The following is a 19,048-nucleotide window of genomic DNA, read 5'->3' on the forward strand; positions in this document are numbered from 1 at the left end:
GAACGATGTCCAGTACAGCGGTATCGCCGCCGGCACGCATCATCGTTGGCATCAGCGGCGCATCCGGGTTTGGCTACGGCGTGGCGGCCCTGCGGGCGCTCAGGGCGCTTCAGGTGGAGAGCCACCTGGTCATCTCCCCCGCCGCGCAGCTGAACCGCCGTCATGAAACCACCCTGACGGAAGAGGCGGTTGCCGCGCTCGCGGAGGTGACGTATGACATTGGCGATGTGGGGGCCGCCATTGCCAGCGGTTCATTTCCGGCGGCCGGCATGCTGATCGCCCTCTGCTCCATGCACACCCTGGCGGCCGTGGCGACCGGCCTTGGCAGTAACCTGCTGACGCGGGCGGCAGACGTGACCCTGAAAGAGCGCCGCAGGCTGGTGCTGATGGTCCGCGAGACGCCGCTGCATGCCGGACACCTGCGCAACATGCTCCAGGTGACGGAAAGTGGCGGCATTATTTTTCCCCCGGTCCCGGCCTGGTATGCCCGTCCCACCGGCTGCGAGGCGATCATCGCGCACAGCGTGGCGCGGGCGCTCAGCCTGCTGGGCCTGACCTGCGACGCCCTGCCCCGGTGGGGGGAAACGCATCAATTGGAAACAGGAGAACATCATTATGATCACAGGTCCCTGGATTAACGGGTCCGCCGTGGTAATCGGCGGACTGGCGGGAGCCATTATCAGCGCCCGCCTGCCCCAACGGCTGCGCGTCTCCATGCCCCTGATTTTTGGGGCCGCCTCGCTGTGCATGGGGATCGTGCTGGTCACCAGCGTGAGTCACATGCCGGTGATGGTGCTGTCTGTCCTGCTCGGCACGCTGCTGGGTGAGCTCTGCTACCTGGAGAGAGGCATCGGCTATCTGGGTGAAAAAGCCCGCGGTCTGGTCGCACTTGTCGTCAGAGAAGATCCGGGTGACGCGGACGCCCAGGCCGAGTTTCTGCAAAAATACGTTGCGATCATCGTGCTCTTCTGCGCCAGCGGCACCGGGATTTTTGGGGCCATGCATGAAGGCATGACGGGCGACAACAGCGTGCTGATCGCCAAAGCCTTTCTGGATTTGCTCACGGCCCTGATATTCGCGACCACCCTCGGCTATGCCGTGGCGCTGGTTGCGGTTCCGCAGCTCATTATTCAGCTGGCGCTGGCCTGGAGCGCGGTGTTCATTCTCCCGCTGACGACCCCGGAAATGCAGGCTGATTTCTCGGCCGTGGGCGGTGTCCTGATGGTGGCAACCGGCCTGCGCATCGCCGGGATCAAGGTTTTTCCGGTGGCGGGCATGCTGCCTTCCCTGGTGCTCGCCATGCCGGTCTCCTGCTTCTGGACCGTGTATTTCTGAGTGCAGCCGGATCCGCCGGGACGTACGGCCCGGCAGATCCGGCTAGCTGGCGTTCTGTCCGTCATGAACAAGGGAAAAAGGCTGTGCGTCATGGCGCTCATCCTTGCCTGCTTTTGCGCGCAGGGAAGCGATGCCGGGCGGCTGCAAGAGGCGCTGCGTCCCTGGCATCCGCTTGCCGTCACGCGCCATCACGACACCGTGACCGTCATCCTCAATGAGGACCGGGTGACCCCGGCACGGTATGAGGAGGTGATCGGCAAGGGCGTCTGCGCCGGTATCTGGCGCAGGCGGGCACCGTCGCGTTATCTCGCCTCCGTCGGCCAGGTGCAGGTGCTCAACAGGTACCAGACCCGGGGTTATGTTCTGGTGGAGCCCGCTGCGCTGTGCAACAGGATGCGGCAGGCAACCGGGCAGCGTGCGCGGCTGATGTTGCAGTCGCACACGCTCCTCTATTAACTGCGGGCCGGAGCGGCTAACCGTCCTGCAGCGACCGGTGCATCGCGCTGGCCTTCTCCCCTTCACTCAATCCCTCCCAGGCAACTTAAGCAGGTGGGTGGCGATCCCCCAGCGGAGAGTGATGTCCTGCCCTCCGCCCCCCTCCAGCACGGTATAGCTGGCGTTGGGCTGTGCGTAGCGGTTGAAATGCTCCAGGTTTCCGTCCCTGAGCAGCGCAAGCATACCCTGCATGACTTGCCCGTGCGTGACCACACAAAACGTCTGATGCGTTGCGGGTGCCATTTTCTCGTGCACGAAACGGAGAATACGCTGAGAAGCACAGGCAAGCGACTCGCCGCCGGGAGGGCAAAACGCGGCATCCTGTGAAAATAACGCGAGGAAGTGATCGGGGTGTTCACGCGCCAGACGCGCCTGCGTCATGCCGTCATACTGACCGAATGACTGTTCTGTCAGTGCCGCCTCGATCGCCAGCGGACACTGAAAAAAGCCCGCCAGCGCCTGCCCCATGTGCCGCGCACGTCCAAGGGGTGACGTAAAGACACCGTCCACGGGATAACCGGCATCCGTTAAGGCATTCAGTAACGCCGATGTCTCCTGCGTGCCGCGGGCCGTCAACGGGCTGTCCTTGTGGCCCTGGATAACCCCGTGCCGGTTCCATTCTGTTTCGGCATGTCGTACAAAAATGAGTTTCACAGGAATGACACGCGCTCCGGTGGCAGGATCTGATTTAAATACGGCGTTGCCGTTAAGGCGCGCCTGGCGTTGCAGATGGACACTCCCTGCTCTTATCCGCAACGATAACTCAGAATGACGTGTTTTATAACCCGGGTCAGGCACAACACGTCCGTTTCCCGTTGATCTGATGTCCTCCTGCCTGACCGACTGCGCCCCCCGGCCCTTTACAAGCCTGCAGAAGGCACTGGGCATAGCCCATTTCTTATCTGGCGGGAGAAGAGAGGCTGATCACGCCCTCTTCCAGTTTTAGCAAGCCCGCAGAGAGCAAGATGTTTATGCGCCAGCGGCACAGCGCATCCGTCAGGCCGGTTATCGCCATCGCATGACCGATACCACGGTGCAATGCCAGCGGTCTCTGGCTGAACAGGGATAAAATCGCCGGATCGACGCTGTCAATGGCGGATTCGGTGAGGACACCATTTTTCAGCGTTCGAATGCCTTTCCCGTTCTCCCGCCAGTCTTCCCACTCGCTCGCCAGCTGGCGTTGTAACCCCGCCGAGACAAGGCGTCGCTCCTGATAGCGCTGACGAAGAATATCAGGTGGGATCGTGGCAATCGGCATCACGCCGGTTGCCTCTCCCGGTTCAGGCTGTCTGTCATCCCGTCCGGGTAGCACTTCGTATACGGGGATGCTGGTCTCCTGAAGCCATCCGTGGATCCGTCGACGAAGGAGCTGCTCTGTCGGATGATGTCCGGCCCAGAGCACAATCTCATCAGCCTCCCTGAGCAGGGTCGACAGCTGAAACCGGATCTCACCCAGCTCACGGTACCAGTCCATACCCGCCATATCAGGATCACTGTCAAACACCGCTTCCCAGAAAGCGGCCCGCAGACGGGGATCGGGTAAATCACTATCCTGAAGCGGTCCCACAGAAGTATCGTCCGCAATCGCAAGCACGTCTCCTCCCGTCAGGGCGTGCACCCGCTCAGCGGCCGTTCCGGCCTGACAGACATGACGAATTCGCTTCATCGCTCTACTCCTCAGTTAACCCCATCCGGGCATGCCCAGCGCAGCGCTCTCCGCCCGGGAAAGACTACGCTGTTATTATCCCGTTTCAACGTTAAATCACAGGTCAACACACTGGCATCCGGTCTGGCTGTCACGCCATAGATGAGAATAACCCGCCTGCCATAACTCCCTGCTCCGTTGCCCGTTCAGAGCGCACGCTTATCTCTCCGGACGACGTTCAGACGGGTTTATTTGATATCGGGAGTAACTTTACGCATCCAGGATGACATGTTGTGTAACACGCGCTCCTCTGAATGACGCAGTAAGGCGCGGCCGTAAGCCGATGTAAAGGCGTCCCCCTCTCCCACTTCAGGGCGCTGGCAGGCATACATCCCCGGAATATCCGCTGCTGCAATTATCCCCCACTCAGGCCGATACGCCGTACGTTCAGCCAGCTACCGCCACGATAAAGGATCGTTTCATACCACCGGACAGTCTTGACTGCGGCATGTAAATTTGCATACCACAGTCAAGTAAATCTGTTTATCAGTCACTTAACGCATACTGCAGTCAATATTTGAGGGGTTTGTGAACCCGCCTCATATCGCAGTCAATTATTTCAGGGGATCCAGACGGGAGAGAGGAACGATCCTTTTACGATCGTGTTGACTGCGGTATGCACTGACAGGGCCTCAAAGATGAGATTAAGAACACAGTCTTCAGCAGGTTCTGCATACCACAGTCAATATGCTAATTCACACATACCGCAGTAAAGATTCACATACCGCAGTCAGCCCTCCGGCTTCATGTTGGCAAGCACATCCGCGAGCTTCTTCGGATCGATACCGGCCGCCTGCAGGGCCTTAATGACCTCTTCGTAATTCTGCTCGGGTTCCTGGCCTGCCGGGGCCTCTTCTTTTTTCACGACTTTCGCGGGGCTGCTGATGAGCTTGGGATTACGGTAGTGAACGCTGAAGTAGGAGGAGCGGCCGCGCTTAAACTCCGTGTAATCGAGATAGCCGATATCCTTGAGCTGCTCCATCGCCTTGCGCACGGTATGGTTTTGCGTGTAGACGTTGGAGGTGAGGTTGAGGCGATCCCGCATGCGCTTCATTGAAATCGGCGCAGGGTTCTGTGGGAGGCTCTCAATGAACGTGTAAAGCGCCTGGGCGGATTCTTTACGCTGAAGGGCATCTATGGCCTTCAGACGCAGCAGAACGCGTCTGTCCATGTGGTAGAGCTCAAAGAGCTTAGGTTCTGCTTTGATCTCGATGACGTCTTCATTAATATCATAGAACGCCGACTGGACCAGGTGGGTGGTCCACCCTTTCGTCTCACTCTGAAATTTGAGGGTAACGGAGGCGAGTTTGAAAAGTGAATTGCTGATACGATCGCGCATCTTCTTGTTAGAGCGTCGCGAATCGAAGCCGCACATTTTGACGAACTCAACAAAGGAAAGCTCAAGGGTATCTTTTTTGACGCCATACTCAGACATGGAACGGATGATCCCGAGCCAGACCTTGAAGTCAGTATCCATGTCCAGACGGGATCCGGTGATCTTCACGTCGGTGTACCCTTCGCTGCGGGCAACGGAAAGCTGGATCAGTTCATCGGTCGCGTCGGTGACGTTTTTGCGGTTAGCTTTACTTTTCCCTGTGGACTTGAGGGTTGGAACAAAGAGGCCGAGACGCATGAGCGCCACGGGCTGAACCGTGCTGGTGCTGTTGACATCCAGGTTAACAACTTCGCCGGACGTTTTATCAACTTCCTCAAGATTAAGAGGTAAGTCCTTCTTTTCACTCTTCATTTGTTATTCCAGGAGTTATCCACATGAGAAGGGTCCATTACATAGCGCAGTCAATGGAAATCCATACCCCAGTAAATGTGTTTGCATATCACAGTATTAGTAATTGCACGCTACAGTCAATATAATACATCCTTCAGTAAAGATCGATCCTATCCTGGACCAGTCATGGCGCGGCCCGCAGCGAAGCGGGGATCTCTTTTGGATCTCTCTAGGATCTCTATAGGGATCTCTTATTGGATCGTCCCTGTGAATAACGAGCATAAACCAGTTCTCACCTGAAGATCCTATAGCGATCAACACTAAATGCGCAGATGCGAATCAGACCTTCTTCCTGAACACACTGCGCATCGCAGTCATCTCTCTTCCATACCGTAGTCAATAAAACCAACAGCGTTTTGCTAACCTCCTGTATTACCTGATATCACGAAATCAAATCATGACTGCGGTATGTAATAGAATGCTGGTATCGCAGCCTGCTTCCACCCGGAACGCATACCTCAGTCAATAAATCCATCGCCATTCTTATTTCCTATCCAATAAATTTTGCATATCGCAGTCATAACACGATGCGAGAATCGCCAGAATGCGCCCTTTATCCCCTCAACTCATACGTACCGCAGTCACTGAAGTGACCTTCTCCTCACTTCGCAGTAAAGAAGACATCATTTTTTCTTCACTACGGTATGCAAAATGATGACTCAGGCATGACGTACCGTTCTGGCAGATACGGTAAAGTGTATAAAACGCGATCAACTTTGCAGCTTTGAATGAACTTTGCAGTTTTATTGATGGTTTGCATATAAACTGATGCTTTGCATTAATATCCAAGATTTAATAAAATGGCGCAAAGCGATGATTAAAGGATGTTCACTATGGGACTGATGGATACTCTGAACCAGTGCATTTCTGCTGGACATGAAATGACAAAAGCGATTGCTGTTGCACAATTTAACGATGACAGCCCGGAAGCCAGAAAAATCACCCGACGCTGGCGTATCGGCGAAGCGGCCGATCTGGTGGGCGTCTCCTCCCAGGCCATCCGGGATGCGGAAAAAGCCGGGCGTCTCCCCCACCCTGATATGGAAACCCGCGGCCGCGTCGAACAGCGCGTCGGGTATACGATCGAACAGATCTACCACATGCGGGATGTGTTTGGCACCCGACTGCGACGCTCTGAAGATACCTTTCCCCCGGTGATCGGGGTCGCTGCCCATAAAGGCGGGGTCTACAAGACGTCGGTTTCCGTTCACCTTGCTCAGGATCTGGCGCTGAAAGGATTGCGGGTTCTGCTGGTGGAAGGAAACGATCCGCAGGGCACCGCCTCGATGTATCACGGATGGGTACCCGATCTTCATATTCATGCCGAAGATACCCTGTTGCCTTTTTATCTGGGCGAACGGGACGATGCCAGCTACGCCGTAAAACCCACCTGCTGGCCGGGTCTGGACATTATTCCTTCCTGCCTGGCGCTTCACCGTATCGAAACCGAGCTGATGGGCCGCTATGATGAAGGCAAACTGCCCACCGATCCTCACCTGATGCTGCGTCTGGCTATCGAAACAGTGGCCCACGATTACGATGTGATCGTGATTGACAGCGCCCCTAACCTGGGGATCGGGACCATCAACGTCGTCTGCGCCGCGGATGTCCTCATCGTCCCGACGCCGGCGGAGCTGTTCGACTACACCTCTGCCCTGCAGTTCTTCGACATGCTGCGCGATCTGCTGAAAAACGTGGATCTGAAAGGGTTCGAGCCGGATGTCCGTATTCTGCTGACCAAATACAGCAACAACAACGGATCCCAGTCTCCGTGGATGGAAGAGCAGATCCGCGATGCCTGGGGCGGCATGGTGCTGAAGAACGTTGTCCGGGAAACTGATGAAGTCGGTAAAGGCCAGATCCGAATGCGCACGGTCTTTGAACAGGCCATCGATCAGCGTTCTTCGACCGGAGCCTGGCGTAACGCGCTGGCCATCTGGGAGCCTGTCTGCAATGAAATTTTTGACCGTCTGATTAAGCCTCGCTGGGAGATGAGATAATGAAGCGTGCACCGGTGATCCGTAAAACAACCGTTCCTGCAACCCCTGTTGAAACGGAACAGGCGCCAGCAGCACCCATGGTGGATTCTCTGATTGCACGCGTCGGGGCGATGGCGCGTGGAAACTCCATTGTGATCCCCGTTTGTGGCCGTGATGTCAAATTTACGCTGGAAACGGTTCCGGGCAATGCCGTGGAACGTACCACCCGCGTCTGGGCAGGCAATGAGCGCGATCAGGATTTGCTTACCGAAGAATCTCTGGATGACCTGATCCCCTCCTTTCTGCTGACCGGCCAGCAAAATCCGGCCTTTGGTCGCCGGGTTGAGGAAGGCATTGAGGTCGCGGACGGCAGCCGTCGTCGCAAAACGGCGATCCTGACCGCCAGCGATTACCGGGTTCTGGTCGGCGATCTGGACGATGAGCAGATGGATGCGCTGTGCAAACTCGGGAATGATTATCGCCCGACCAGCGCATACGAACGCGGTAAACGCTATGCCACCCGTCTGAGCAGCGAGTTTGGCGGGAATATTTCATCCCTGGCGGCGGCAGAGAACATCTCGCGTAAAATCATTACGCGCTGCATCAACACCGCGAAACTGCCGAAAGAGCTGATCGCCCTCTTCTCTCATCCGGGTGAACTGTCTGCCCGTGCCGGGGATGCCCTGCAAAAAAGTTTCAGTGAGAAAGAGGACCTGCTCCAGGAGCAGGTACGCCAGCTTGCCGAACGGAAAACGGCCGGGGTGATTTTTGAAGCCGATGAGGTCATTCAGGCCCTGAATAACAGCCTGAAGGCGGAGCCCGTTAGGCGCCCTTCCGCCTCGACCCGTCAGGAGATTGTTAAAGGCGCAACGGCCATTTATAAAGGCAATAAGGTTGTGTTCCAGCTGGACCGCTCACTTCTGCCGGAGCATGTTATTGAGCAGATTGAGACGCTGCTCAAGACGCTGAAATGATTCCGTAAACCTTTATAAAGGGGCCCTGAGGGCCCCTTTTTTTCTGCCCTGAAAAGATGCTAATTTCTTTCTTCGCCCGATTGCCTGACAGGTTGGGACCGTGGTCCCACATGTTCCCTCCCCTACTACCCTTTGGATTTTTCAGAGACAGAAATGCTCACTCTCCAGGCAAGCCTGGCTATGCGATGCGTAATGCCTGTATAAAAATGCCATCCTCTTCATGGACTTGCCTGTCTCACGCCTGCACACGCTGAGAATATATGCCGTTGGGACCGTGGTCCCAGCGGCAACCTGATCTGTCTTCCTGGCAGGTGATTTCCACGGTGATTATGCGACGATAACCTTCACCTGGGGAAATTCTCAGGTCTCAAGGGTTACCCTCTTACACGTTGGCTGGAACCACCCAGAATTCAGATATCCGGAGAATGAACCGGGGCAATGTGCTGCACGCCCTTCTCTTCACCGTCTTAACAGTGAGTCGACTTTCACCCGATGGTGCCGGGACCACGGTCCCAACAGCCTGCCACATACTCTTTTATTATCAGAACGCCAGGGACAGCGAACCGGTGGCAAAGGCGAGCTTGCCTCATCCCTGACAGAACGGCAGAACGACGGTTATTGAGACCGGTGTCCACTATCCTGTCTGACGGCGAAACGGCAATCGGCTTATTCACACTTTCCCTGCCAGGCGATGCCGGTATCCGGGAATGCTGAAAAAAAAAGCAGATCCTTACCACCCAATTGGGACCGCGGTCCCACTCGATGTTGATGGCATATATACGCGCTTTGCGTTTCTGCTCGTCAGAAATTTCGGACTTGCGGTCGGTCATCCGCTTGAGATGAAAATGAACCAGAGCTAAATATCATTACGGGTGATGCGTAATTCAGCTTGTCCTGACAGTGGCATCTCATTTCTGTAAGAGTGACGCTGATGATTTTGTCAGATGCCTGGGACCATGGTCCCAGGTACTTCCGCTGACATTCCGGGATTCAAACGCGATTTGTGCGGAGGTGTCGCTAAACTGATTTCCGAGATCAACAAGGCGTGCGAATGGTAACCGTATAGTCAAGCCAGGGTTACCACACTTTTCCGGGGACTGGCGAGGGTAGCCAGTATCCTTTCACGGTCTTCCTCAACGTCGATTTCTTTGTCTCAACGTGACACATCAAAAAACACGGCGTGTCTTAATCCACTGGGACCACGGTCCCAGTTTTAGGCTCGGCTATTCTGGTGACGACTAGACCTTGTGAACATTCGGGATGAACGGTTTTACGGTCCAGGAAACACTTTTACCGTGTCCGCGTTATGAGCTGAACCTGGAACCAGAAGATATGTGAGGTGGTGTGAGAAACCATACCACCTGTAGAAAATGCTCACTACAGGTTTGCCTGCTGCCGGGACCATGGTCCCGGCCGTAAAACCGTGTTCAGAGTGGATTGGCTCTTCTGTCTGACGGCAACACTGGTCTGTCTGTGATGACTCGCGGGAGAGTCCCGCCTCTTTGAGAACGATTAGACACAGCACAACCGGGCTGGTTTTTGTCGTCACAAACTGGCCGCCATCTGTTATTTTCAGGCGACCTGCCCATACGGTATGAATCACGACCCATAGATTAACGCGAGATATCATTACCTCATGGTCATATGGGGGAAGGCTGGGACCGTGGTCCCACCTGAGAACCAAAGGTTCATTCCCTCTGAAAATCCGTCTGCTTTTGCCTGTATTGACCGCTGATTTGCTACGCTGATGCATATTATGCGAGCCAGCCGGTATCTATTGTACAGGGGGCACTCCTGAAAAGCGGAGACGTGAACAGCGATTTTGCTTCGGATAAGCGTCCGCATTTGCCGCTGACGAACGTGGCAGGATACGCCCGGAATGCGGTAAACGTAGAGGTTCATTCGCCAGGAGGGAGGTGAGGGGAGACCGGGTTCCAGCACTAAGTACAGGATATATTTTATATGGGCTAATGCAGTTCAGATGACCTTGTCAGGTCTCTTTAAAAGACAACACGTCGCTGGGACCGCGGTCCCACTTTTGGATTGTCTTCAACACAGCCGATGAACACTCACGCTGAGGAGCGTTGCCCGAAACAGGGGAGTCCAGTACGAGGGACTTTCAGAGCAGGATACCCCAGATATCGGTCAGGGAGGGGCAGCCGGAACGGGCTTTCGGGTTTGACCCGGTGTGTTGTACGGCCAGGAGTCAGGTCAGTAATGTCTTATCCCGTTCCCGCCTGAATTCTGGATAATTATGTTCCTTATCTTATTGAATTTCATAGTAATGATGTGCAATTTTTCATCAGGGTGCAGGGCGTAAGCTTCAGTTGCTGCCCTCAGCCGGATGACGGCCACGACACCGGCTCTCCGACGCGGACACGTCTGTGACCGTGCCGGTGCTCCTGCGTGTTGGCGGGATGCAGGGAAGGGGACTGAGCGCGATACCCGCGATGACACTGCACCATCATGACTGGTTACAACTTCCGGTCTCATGCCCCCTGACTGTTTAGAAAGGGTTTACCTGCGTTTTGCTATCTCTGGGACGTTTTTTGTTTCGTTAGAAATAAAAATTAGGCTAATGATTTCTGTCCCTGTTGGTCATTATGGTGAAGTTTGAGATGTCGATGTGAAGGGGATAACTGTGTTTATATCGAAGGCTATGGCCGCGTTCGTGACGGTCGCGCAGGAAAAGAGTCTCAAGCGGACGGCAGAGAAACTGTGTCTCACCGTGCCGCCTGTCTCCAGAATGCTGAAAAATACCGAAAACTGGTTCGGTGAAAAGCTGGTCATTATAGAACGTAACAGCGTGACGCTGACCCCGTTTGGCATCAACATCTACCGTCAGATATTGCCGCACTATCTGTCCCTGCAGAATCTTTCGAAGCGGAAAAGCCGTGCCCCCGTCACCATCTCCTCGCCGGTGGTGCATGCCGCATTTTTTGATGAAATCCTGCAGATCGTGGTGCCGGACATCCACGAATGCCCCGTCATCAAATACGCCGAGCACATTCATGAAGACGACGATCTCTTTATCCATCTGAATCCGGTGGTCTGTCCGGCCTGTTTTGAAGAGTCGGTTCGTTGTCTGGAGCTGTACCTGACCTGCCACAACGCCACCGAGACGCGCTGGCCGGAACTCAATCTGCTGGTCGGAAGTGAACTACTCTTTTCCGAGGCGTTCCATGATGCGCTTGAGAATTTACGGGCGCAGGGGTTTAAGGGAGAGGTGAGGTTACTGGATAATGCGAAAATACGGGCGCTGCTGCAGCAGAGTGGGGCGGGGTTAACCTTCCGCTGCAAACCTGATAAATGTGAAACGGTGCGTCGCGGGGATCCGGTCTGTTACCGGCAGCCCTTTTACGTCTACCGGAATAAATATTCACGTGTCGGACTCCCGGCAGCGGACAGGTGTCTGCCGGTCCGGATGGAACACCCTGTCGAAGGGGCCGGGAATAATAGCTGAAAAGATAAGGCGAAGTGCGCAGCCTGTCGTCAGGCCTGGTACACCCCTGTAACCCTGCCTTCTGACAGGCTGCGCAGTTTGTGAAATCAAAAGTTAATATCGTAATTTTATCATAGCCGATAAAAGATCCTGTGTGTTTTCTGATTGTTAAACATCAGAATTACTCTTAATTCCGCCTGCCTTCCGACACCAACGTCAATATCGGCCGGACCTTTATCGGGGCGCGGGCGTTGTCAGCAGGTGAGCGATTTTACGAACGGTTCGGGCGATACGACGATCAGGTCATCCGGGCAAAAAAATGGCGATGCTTAGAGGCATGATGGCGGTACGTTCACCGGAAAGCCACGCACGCATTGCTGTATGTACCGCTTTACTCCGCCGGAACATCCGCCTTCAGAATGGCAAGAAGCGTAGACCCTCTCGCAGAAGCAGCCAGCCGCTGCGCAGCGATGTGACTGCCCTCAGGATAACATTCTGCGCTAATGCGGGAGTGGAAGTGAAGCCCGTGTCAGGCGGGCTGTCAGAAGGATTACGCGATCCGGGCGGCGCAAATCCATAATGCTCCGCGGTTAACCCGGGGAAGGGACGTTAAATCAGCTCCATTAATTTGCTTTTTTTCGCCTGGAATTCTTCTTCCGAAATAATGCCGCTCTCTTTTAGCCTGGAGAGCTTTTTGAGCTGCTCATAAGGATCCAGATGAGCCCCAGCCGGTTCGGCTGCAGGCGCTTCTGCCTTTATCCCGCGCCCGGCTTCGATGACCTCATACATGGCCCGTTCCTTTTTTCATTCTTGAATAGAATGTGATGTACATCACAGATCTTACTCTATATACTCGCCGAAAAATTAAGCAGTAACCTTTGACGGCAGAGCGATGATGTCACTCTGCCGTTTTTTTATCCCTGAACCGACGACAGCCGTGCTGCTGTCTGCCGCTCCGGTTAAGCCTCATTTATTGTCAAAATAGTCCGCCGGAAGCTGCCCGGGCGGCATATTGATCACGGCATCATTGTCAGGCCCTTCGTTTTTCATGTAGGTGACGGTCGCAAACTCGGGGATCACCACATACGGGTAGGCCGGGCCTTCATCACGAAAACGGTGCATATCCTCAATGAACTCATTCTGGTAGCAGATGGTTTTCTCGGGATGCTGGCCTTCGCCCGCGATCCACTGCGGGAAGAAGATGGTGCCGTGGATCACCTTGCGGTGAAGATCAAAGAGGAGGCTGACGCAGGTACCTGTCGGCTCATGCCAGTCCACCTTGTAAATGCCCGGTGCAAACTGGACGGCGTGCATTTTCTGGTGGGTCACCCAGCGTCCGCCGACCAGGCCCTGATGGATCCGGTAATCACAGGTGGTGTCGTTCCGGGCGTACCATTCATACTTCCAGCCGTTATCATAGGTATAGACAAAGTGGGTGCCGGTGAAGGCGGAGAGATCGCTGGCAATGCTGAGATCCGGTTCGTGACTCATGGTCTTTCCTTTTTGGTGGTACAGGAAGCTTAACCATAAGAGACGGTGACGGTTATCGCCAGTATGCCCGGCGCAGATGTCTGGCCCAGTCGAACCGCTTCAGGGCGAGGATCTGTGTAATGTTCTGAATAGCTTCGTTTTGTGCAACCGTTCGACGCCAGACCGCCTGCATAACTAAATGATGACAGAGTGTTACCCGTCAGGCGACGTGTCGGCAACGGTATTCCTGTATCCGGGCATCTGAGTCAGATAGTTTTGGTACAGGGAGATAATCAGGCCGGATTAGTCGGTAGGCAGGATGATCGCAGATCGGGAGATATCGTCTGCTCTCGGGGAGTCTGTGGGTTGGTATCGCTATGACACGCAGGCGTGCCGGTTCGGACTAAACAGGGTGAGCCAGGCCTTAAAGTGAATGGGCAATAACTCGCGCAATCGCTCTTCAGAAGAGTAACGGTCGTGACGAAAGCGCTGCTTTTTTCAGCGGTCTGTTATACAACCCAGGTTCAGTCAGGGTTTGCTGAAAGTTGTCGCTTTTTCCGTCAGAGCGTATCCTTAGAGGCTCGGGGGATCGCCATTAAGAGGTTTTATGCGTTTGGATAATTGTTGTGAAGACTTAAGTCTTATCAGCAGAGTGATTGCTGGTGTGACTTGGGATGCTTCTCAGTATCTGAACAAACCCTCCAGACATGTACACTCTGCCGGGTACAGACTGCCGCGCCCTGGCGCACCTGTTAAGCAGGTGGCTAAGCTTTCAGGCTTCTCTGAGTGGGAAGCCCGCGAGCGACCTCATATCGATTCCTTGCCAGGTCGTCAGCCTGACCGGAATGAAATTCAAAAATTTCACCATTACGCGGAAAAACTTCATCAGATGATGGTCAGCCATATCTGGCTGATACACCAGATTTCTGATTACAGTGCCGAACAAATGCGTGGTTGCGTGGGTAGGTACCAATACCCTCAGCTGCAGAATATTAAACTTATGATCCTCGGGCTGGAGGGACTGGTTTCAAACATTTTACGCAACCAGGAGCGCCCTCACACCAGCTTTGTGAACCTTGCAAAGGCCATCACCGACTATCGTGTGGCGCTTTCCGATCTTCTGATGATCCTTGACCAGGCATTTGTTGAACGTGAAGTGGTGGAGTCACGTACAGAATGTGTTGATCAGGACATATTTGCCGGTTTTTCCTTTCACTAAGGATGAGCAATGAAGGCCAGCTGGAACACGGAAAGTTATGAGAAATTCCTGGCACCGACGTTCCGAATCAAGCCTGACTGGGAGCGTGACCTTCTGCATGACTTTATTACGCTGAAAAGCAGCACCTTTGGCGTGATACCGGCCATCTTTGGAAAGGATGGCCCCTATACCGAGGACAAAAAGGATCTAATCAGCGTAATAAAACCAGTAATAGCGCGCTGGTGTACACAAGGCATATACGTGTTCAGGATGTGTACAGTCTGTTAGCGATTTTCCCGGTCAATGCACATGCCTTTGGCAGGGATCCGGTCATCATGACGGAACTGGCGAGGTACGCAAAAGCTTCCAGACTCTGACGTGCCCCCGAGCATTCCGTTCTGAACTACCCCCATTTATCCAGTCTATTTTTCGTTAGCGAGTATCTCTTCAACTTCCTCAGTGCTATCAGATGCTAAACCTCATCATTTCATAACATCGGGTGAGCAGTTGTGTTCGGAGTCAATGCCGCTAAAGGAGAAAATACTCGAATTGAGTGGACTGACCCCACAACAGTAGACATTTCCTGTCCTCACGACGAGGCCTGTTCAAAGGCCTCCGGACTGACGCCGCCGAGGTGGTTGTGACGCCGGGCCCGGTTGTAGAACACTTCAATGTAATCGAAGATATCCGCCCGGGCCAGATCCCGGGTTTTTTTAGATCCTCTTCCAGATGCGTTCTTTTTTCAGCGAACTGAATAACGACTGGGCCACCGTATTATCCTGGCAGTTGCCACGCCGGCTCATGCGCGGCGCCAAGTTATTGGCCCGGCAGAAGTGCTGCCAGTCGTCACTGCCGTACTGGCTGCCCTGATCGCTATGTACGATAACCTCGCCGTCCGGTTTTCGACGCCACACGGCCATCATCAGCGCGTCCAGCGCGAGTTCGCGAGAGAGAGTGGGCTTCATCGACCAGCCAACCACGTTACGCGCGAAGAGATCGATAACCACCGCCAGATACAGCCAGCCCTGCCAGGTGCGGATATAAGTAATATCGGTGACCCAGACCTGATTGGCCCGGACAACGGTAAACTGCCGCTGCACACGATTAGGCGCAACCACTGAGGGTCGGCCAGCGATACGACGCGGAACTTTATAGCCGCGTACGGCTTTAATCCGGTTCAGTTGCATCATATGACCCACCCGGTTTTGCCGCAGGTTTCATCGATTTCATTCAGATCGCCATGAACCCGGCGAACCCGACGATAGCCATATACGCCACCACTCAGGGAATATAAATCGCGGATGAGGGTCAGAATACGCTGGTTATCTTTATCCCGCGTGGAGACCGGGTTATGCAGCCACGCATAAAACCCAGCCCGGGCAACGCACAACACCCGACACAGCGTCATGACACCCCATACAGTGCGGTGCTCATTGATAAAGCGGTGCTTCAGTCGGGTTCCCTTGAAAAGTACCACGCGGCCTTTTTCAGAATGTCCCGTTCTTCCTCAGGGAGCTTCAGCTGCACCCTGAGCTTCAGGATCTCGCTTTTGGCTTCCAGTAAATCCCGGGCATGCTGTTCGCTGTTATCAGGCTTGATAGCCCGTAACCACTTGTAGAGGCTGTGCGCAGAAATGCCCAGACGGTAGGATACTTCGGCAACGGAATAACTGCGCCCGTTATCTGACGGACGGCTTCTTCCTTAAATTCAGGTATAAATCGCGGTGTGCCAATACGCTCCTCCTGCGCTCAAACTATAGGGCAGGATCGTCTACAGGACTGGGGTCAGTCCACACAATCAATATCGTCGTCGCCCGGCAGACCATCCCGTATTTTTATCCTGGCTACAAAGACGCTTTCAAGGGTTGAGGTCACATCCTGTAGAAGCGGGTTTTCTGACTGAATCACTGCGGATGCTCCTGAAGAAAATGTTTTTTTCTTAGATTTTCATCATAGTTTATCTGTACAGCTACGAAAAACAAAAGCGCTAATACTTAGAGTAAATGCATTCCTTATCTGTTCAGATAAGGAATGCATAATGTATAAGGAATACACGCAACAAGAGAGGTTTCATCGCGACGGCCACGTATACCTTCCCGCCACGCCAGATTGTCGGGCTGGCATCGCAACCCGATAGCCGATGAAGGTTCAGGGGCCCGTCTTCTTTAGCTGCGGTTATGATGATGAAGTCGGCCGCGAGTACCCGCGTCTGCTTTTGGTTGTGAGCTCAACTGATGGACGCAACCCCCTTGTTGAAGGGACCTGCGGTCATTCATGGTCCATTGATGGGGCTCTCTCTCCGGGTAAAAAGTTAAAAATGCGCGATGTCTGTGACTTTTATAGAAGCGCCGGATGATGCCGTCATGACCCACCCGAACAGATAGACCCTTTTATTCCCTTCGGTGTTCCGGAGATGCTCTCTGATCAGGCCCTTCTTTGCCCTTGCGTCTGACGTCATAAAAGGCGCTTTGCGTCTTTCGGAAGGCAGTGCATTCATGACCACGCGTGTCCATATCGTTAACGTCATGCCAGTCTTCACTCTCATAAACCGGAGCCGCAGAGAACAGCGCTCGCAACAAAGACCGCGGGAGCCATATGTTTCCGGGCCGGTATTTCCCCCTGTTCTGTTACCTCCGGCCCGGACGTCGTGCTTCGGAATCAGATAGGGTGGGTGATGATGTTCTCCTGCAGATCGGAGGCAATGTTGACGGTATTCTGGCGCAGGGAGATAAAGACGTTACGCATCCGCTCCTCCTCAGGATGGAGATCGATCACGTACACGCTGACGACCGTCCGGGCCCGGGAACGGATTTTCAGGTAGCTCAGGGAGCCGATGGGCGGGTTAGCCGGGCCAATCAGCTGATGGAGCTCCGCATACGGATCGCTGCAGGCACAGTGGATCTGGATTTTCTTTTCCGTCAGGGTACGGAACGGCACGCTCACGGTGCGCCCCATCCGGCTGACAAAACACTCCCTGAAGTAGTGCATCGGATCGTGCGGGTCACAATTGTGCAGGGGCGTGTACGCCCCGGTGGTCAGGAGCCGCTCTCCGTCAACGTGCAGACTGTTATCCAGCTGGCGGTCGTGCGGGTTGGTCACCCGGGTAATATCAATCACCATGTGCTCATACACCACCACCTTTCGCCGGTAGACGATATCCCGGTAGGCATCGGCATTCCACTCCACGCGGGTGAGACTCGGGACGTCGGCCGGGGGTTCACGCCAGTCCACCTCGACCGTGACTTCTGTGTACTCATCCGTTTCCGTGAAGCTCAGGGTCTGGGGATTGACGGGGGGCTGATTAAACCCTTCCACGCACAGCACGTTGTGGGTGAGCGTGTTTTTGTAATAGCTGTAGTGCATCGGCGCACCGTAGCCGGTGGTCCCCATGTCCGGGAGGATCGGCACATGATGGTCGTAGATAATGAGCCCGGGTTTGTCGTAGTGGTCGTGTTCGCCCCCGTACGGCGTGTGCTTGAGCACCACGGCACGGCCGTGTTCCGGGCGGCGGATGATGGTGATGCCGTTGTCCGGATCGTGATAGTTCCCGGTCTCCCGGACCGGCTCCGTGAGGCGCAGGCGCGGGTCGCCGTAGAGGAACGCCGCCAGGCCGGTGCGCGGCTCCCGGTCATAGATGATGGAGAGCATTCGGGCGCAGGTCTCGTCCCCGGTACAGGCGTAGGCAAATTCATACAGGTCCGGGTACCTCACGGTGTCCTTGAGCGGGATACAGTCGTTAAAGGCAGGCTCGGTGTCATCGGGCATGAGCAGGTGCAAGGGCAGGGTGAGCATCTTCCGGTACTGCGGCATGCCCATCAGGCTGTACTCCTGATGGGCATAGCGGATCATGCGCTCAAACTCGAAGAAGCCCTGCAGGGCATAGTGGTGGTAGTGCAGGGAGCCTTCGAACCACAGGCCGCCCTTCAGCACGCCGCAGCGGAGCTGGTCCCGCAGCCCCCATCCCTCGTTCACCCCGACCTCGAGATAGTGCGCGTCGTCCAGGACTGCGCCTGCCATGGCCAGCGCGCTGTTGATCCGCACCTCATGGTTATGGAGCTGCTCCCAGCGCTTGCTGATAAGAAACTCGGCGCAGGCGCGAAGCAGATCCCGCTCGATAACCAGCCGCTCGTTCTCCGTCAGTTCGTCGAAAATCAGATCGTACCCCTTCACAAACTCGCACAGACACAGCGCGTCGCAGAGGGTCTGGGCGTTCATCTTGCCGGGGCCGTTGTAGGGGATCCCCCCGTGTTCGGCGTAGCCGGGGTAGTACCGGGCGTACTGCATGAGGATCTCCCGCACCCGGTTAAAGTAGGTTTTGTCGCCGGTGAGCATCCAGGCGATGCCGAGCTGGTAGCAGGCCCGGGCGTTGAGATCGTTGAGCCTGCGCCACCATCCTCCCCGGAACGGCTCGCCCGTCAGGACCTCGTCACCGACCGGGCAGCGGTAGTGCTCGGAGGCGTGCCGGTCCCAGATAAGCGGCACGCCGTGCGTGGGGCAGAAGTAGAAGAGCTCCCAGCTGGCGCAGCCGGTTTCCGGCACCAGGACCGGATTGTTCAGGACCACGTCATTGTCCTCGCGGATTTTCGTGAGGATGCGGGGATCGTCCTGATACGCCTGTCTCAGGCGCTGGATATCGGCTTCACTGAACTGTTTCATGGTGGTTTC

The 19,048-nt window shown here is 55.1% G+C and carries 13 protein-coding genes and 2 pseudogenes; 8 read left to right on the plus strand and 7 right to left on the minus strand.

Features of this window, described 5'->3' with window-relative positions; genetic code table 11:
- Positions 1 to 5 precede the first annotated feature (5 nt).
- The 3 genes from L6R44_RS11930 to L6R44_RS11940 all read left to right on the plus strand — a co-directional run bounded on the left by L6R44_RS11930 (position 6) and on the right by L6R44_RS11940 (position 1,791).
- A complete protein-coding gene (locus L6R44_RS11930; RefSeq protein WP_237424326.1) occupies positions 6 to 638 on the plus strand; it encodes a UbiX family flavin prenyltransferase in 633 nt (210 codons plus the stop codon).
- Positions 616 to 1,335 carry a DUF554 domain-containing protein gene (locus tag L6R44_RS11935; RefSeq protein ID WP_237424327.1) on the plus strand — a complete coding sequence of 240 codons (720 nt, stop codon included), beginning with the start codon at positions 616 to 618 and terminating at the stop codon, positions 1,333 to 1,335. The genes L6R44_RS11930 and L6R44_RS11935 overlap by 23 nt, the downstream gene beginning before the upstream one ends.
- A 90-nt stretch (positions 1,336 to 1,425) precedes the next feature.
- Positions 1,426 to 1,791 carry a hypothetical protein gene (locus L6R44_RS11940; RefSeq protein WP_237424328.1) on the plus strand — a complete coding sequence of 122 codons (366 nt, stop codon included), beginning with the start codon at positions 1,426 to 1,428 and terminating at the stop codon, positions 1,789 to 1,791.
- Positions 1,792 to 1,857: 66 nt separating this feature from the next.
- Here L6R44_RS11940 and L6R44_RS11945 read toward each other — a convergent pair whose 3' ends face one another.
- From L6R44_RS11945 to L6R44_RS11955, 3 genes are all read right to left on the minus strand, one after another.
- On the minus strand, positions 1,858 to 2,484 hold the full coding sequence (locus L6R44_RS11945) for a histidine phosphatase family protein (protein ID WP_237424329.1): 627 nt from the start codon (positions 2,482 to 2,484) through the stop codon (positions 1,858 to 1,860).
- A 244-nt stretch (positions 2,485 to 2,728) separates the two neighbouring features.
- Positions 2,729 to 3,496, minus strand: coding sequence for a DUF3658 domain-containing protein (locus L6R44_RS11950; protein ID WP_237424330.1), 768 nt, complete (start codon positions 3,494 to 3,496; stop codon positions 2,729 to 2,731).
- 769 nt (positions 3,497 to 4,265) lie between these two features.
- A complete protein-coding gene (locus L6R44_RS11955; protein ID WP_136344184.1) occupies positions 4,266 to 5,282 on the minus strand; it encodes a RepB family plasmid replication initiator protein in 1,017 nt (338 codons plus the stop codon).
- An 872-nt stretch (positions 5,283 to 6,154) separates the two neighbouring features.
- Between L6R44_RS11955 and sopA the strand changes: the two genes are divergently transcribed.
- From sopA to L6R44_RS11970, 3 genes are all read left to right on the plus strand, one after another.
- A complete protein-coding gene (gene sopA, locus L6R44_RS11960; RefSeq protein ID WP_237424331.1) occupies positions 6,155 to 7,321 on the plus strand; it encodes a plasmid-partitioning protein SopA in 1,167 nt (388 codons plus the stop codon).
- On the plus strand, positions 7,321 to 8,274 hold the full coding sequence (locus L6R44_RS11965) for a ParB/RepB/Spo0J family plasmid partition protein (RefSeq protein ID WP_237424332.1): 954 nt from the start codon (positions 7,321 to 7,323) through the stop codon (positions 8,272 to 8,274). Before sopA ends, L6R44_RS11965 begins: the two co-directional genes overlap by 1 nt.
- A 2,641-nt stretch (positions 8,275 to 10,915) precedes the next feature.
- Entirely contained in the window at positions 10,916 to 11,737 is an 822-nt protein-coding gene (locus L6R44_RS11970) for a helix-turn-helix domain-containing protein (RefSeq protein ID WP_237424333.1), read from the plus strand.
- A 588-nt stretch (positions 11,738 to 12,325) separates the two neighbouring features.
- Here L6R44_RS11970 and L6R44_RS11975 read toward each other — a convergent pair.
- Entirely contained in the window at positions 12,326 to 12,505 is a 180-nt protein-coding gene (locus L6R44_RS11975; protein WP_237424334.1) for an SHOCT domain-containing protein, read from the minus strand.
- Between the two features lie 177 nt (positions 12,506 to 12,682).
- Complete coding sequence (locus tag L6R44_RS11980; protein ID WP_237424335.1) at positions 12,683 to 13,207, minus strand: phenolic acid decarboxylase; 525 nt, start codon at positions 13,205 to 13,207, stop codon at positions 12,683 to 12,685.
- Between the two features lie 586 nt (positions 13,208 to 13,793).
- On the opposite strand from L6R44_RS11980, the gene L6R44_RS11985 reads away from it, so the two are divergent.
- The gene (locus tag L6R44_RS11985; protein WP_237424336.1) at positions 13,794 to 14,405 is read left to right on the plus strand and encodes a hypothetical protein; all 612 of its coding nucleotides are present in this window, start codon (positions 13,794 to 13,796) and stop codon (positions 14,403 to 14,405) included.
- 191 nt (positions 14,406 to 14,596) lie between these two features.
- A pseudogene (locus tag L6R44_RS25015) lies at positions 14,597 to 14,761 on the plus strand (type II toxin-antitoxin system YafO family toxin); the annotation flags it as partial.
- 212 nt (positions 14,762 to 14,973) lie between these two features.
- Here the strand turns inward: L6R44_RS25015 and L6R44_RS11990 are convergent.
- Positions 14,974 to 16,117, minus strand: a pseudogene (locus L6R44_RS11990) (IS3 family transposase).
- A gap of 924 nt (positions 16,118 to 17,041) precedes the next feature.
- The gene (locus tag L6R44_RS11995; RefSeq protein WP_237424337.1) at positions 17,042 to 19,039 is read right to left on the minus strand and encodes a heparinase II/III domain-containing protein; all 1,998 of its coding nucleotides are present in this window, start codon (positions 19,037 to 19,039) and stop codon (positions 17,042 to 17,044) included.
- Between the last annotated feature and the right edge of the window lie 9 nt (positions 19,040 to 19,048).

The sequence above is a fragment of the Enterobacter cloacae complex sp. ECC445 genome (genome assembly GCF_021892025.1).
GTDB lineage: Bacteria > Pseudomonadota > Gammaproteobacteria > Enterobacterales > Enterobacteriaceae > Enterobacter > Enterobacter chengduensis.